Here is a 1560-nt window from a genome sequence, read left to right as displayed (position 1 = left end):
CGCCGCCAAGGCCGCGCGGCTGCTGGCCGCCGAGGGCACCGCCTCGGTCGTCGTGGACTGCGAGGCCGGGCCCGTGCGACTCGGCCTGGCCGGCGAGCTGGCCCGCGATCTGCAGGGCACCGCCGTCACCCTCGACGAACTCCGCGCGGACAGCGTCTCCGCGCTCGTCCGCACCGTCACCGACACCACTCACCGAAGGGCCGCCTGATGCCGCAGGGACAGCCGACCGTCGTACCGAACGACGGCCTCACCACCCGTCAGCGCCGCAACCGCCCGCTCGTCTTCGTCCACACCGGCACCGGCAAGGGCAAGTCCACCGCCGCCTTCGGGCTGGCGCTGCGCGCCTGGAACCAGGGCTGGCCGGTCGGGGTGTTCCAGTTCGTGAAGTCCGCGAAGTGGAAGGTCGGCGAGGAGCGGGCGCTGAAGGTGCTCGGGGAGACCGGCGAGGGCGGCACGGTGGCCTGGCACAAGATGGGCGAGGGCTGGTCCTGGGTGCAGCGCGACATCGAGTCCAGCGAGGAGGCGGCCCGCGAGGGCTGGGAGCAGGTCAAGCGGGACCTGGCGGCGGAGTCGTACAAGCTGTACGTGCTGGACGAGTTCGCTTACCCGATGCACTGGGGCTGGATCGACACCGACGAGGTCATCGAGGTGCTGCGGAACCGCCCCGGCACCCAGCACGTGGTGATCACCGGCCGCAACGCGCCGGAGCAGCTGGTGGACTTCGCCGACCTGGTCACCGACATGACGAAGGTCAAGCACCCGATGGACGCGGGCCAGAAGGGCCAGCGGGGCATCGAGTGGTGACCGGTACCGGTACACGAGTGAGCGAGCAGTGAACATTCCCCGTCTGGTCATCGCCGCGCCCTCCTCGGGCAGCGGCAAGACCACCGTCGCCACCGGACTGATGGCGGCCTTCCGCGAGGCGGGCCTCGCGGTGTCCCCGCACAAGGTGGGCCCGGACTACATCGACCCCGGTTACCACGCGCTGGCCACCGGGCGGCCTGGCCGGAACCTCGACGCGTACCTGTGCGGTCCGGAGCGGATCGAGCCGCTGTTCCTGCACGGCGCGGCGGGCGCGGACCTGGCGCTCGTCGAGGGCGTCATGGGCATGTTCGACGGCGCCTCGGGGATGGGCGAGCTGGGCTCGACCGCGCAGGTCGCGAAGCTCCTGCGGGCGCCGGTCGTCCTGGTCGTGGACGCGTCCTCGCAGTCCCGGTCGGTGGCGGCGCTGGTGCACGGCTTCGCGTCCTGGGACCCGGAGGTCCGGCTCGCCGGGGTGATCCTGAACAAGGTCGGCTCCGACCGGCACGAGGCGCTGCTGCGCGAGGCGCTGGGCGGTGCGGGCGTGCCGGTACTGGGCTGTCTGCGGCGCGCGCCGCAGGTCCGTACGCCCGCCCGGCACCTGGGCCTGGTCCCGGTCGCGGAGCGGGCCCCGGAGGCGGTGGAGTCCGTACAGGCGCAGGCGGCGCAGATCCGCGAGGGCTGCGATCTCGACGGGCTGCTGGCGCTGGCGCGCAGCGCGCCGGAGCTGACCGGTCCCGCGTGGGAGCCCGCGGCCCC

2 protein-coding genes and 1 pseudogene are annotated in these 1560 nt (G+C 73.4%); all 3 read left to right on the top strand.

Translation table 11 applies throughout. The features are described from left to right. Positions 1-208, top strand: a pseudogene (locus ABT381_RS35735) (hypothetical protein); the annotation flags it as partial. Next, positions 208-804: a cob(I)yrinic acid a,c-diamide adenosyltransferase gene (cobO, locus tag ABT381_RS35730; protein ID WP_351602275.1), complete on the top strand. Its 597-nt coding sequence runs from the start codon at positions 208-210 to the stop codon at positions 802-804. The pseudogene ABT381_RS35735 and the gene cobO, both read left to right, overlap by 1 nt. A 28-nt stretch (positions 805-832) precedes the next feature. Beyond that, on the top strand, positions 833-1560 hold a 728-nt coding region (locus ABT381_RS35725; RefSeq protein ID WP_351602272.1), incomplete at its 3' end, for a cobyrinic acid a,c-diamide synthase CobB.

The sequence above is a fragment of the Streptomyces sp. NPDC000151 genome, from assembly GCF_040301705.1.
GTDB lineage: Bacteria > Actinomycetota > Actinomycetes > Streptomycetales > Streptomycetaceae > Streptomyces.
Note: the sequence above shows the minus strand (reverse complement) of the source record. Positions and strands in the feature narration are given on the sequence as shown.

Coding starts and splice junctions, on each gene's coding strand:
- cobO (WP_351602275.1), top strand. CDS start 208: ATGCCGCAGGGACAGCCGACCGTCGTACCGAACGACGGCCTCACCACC.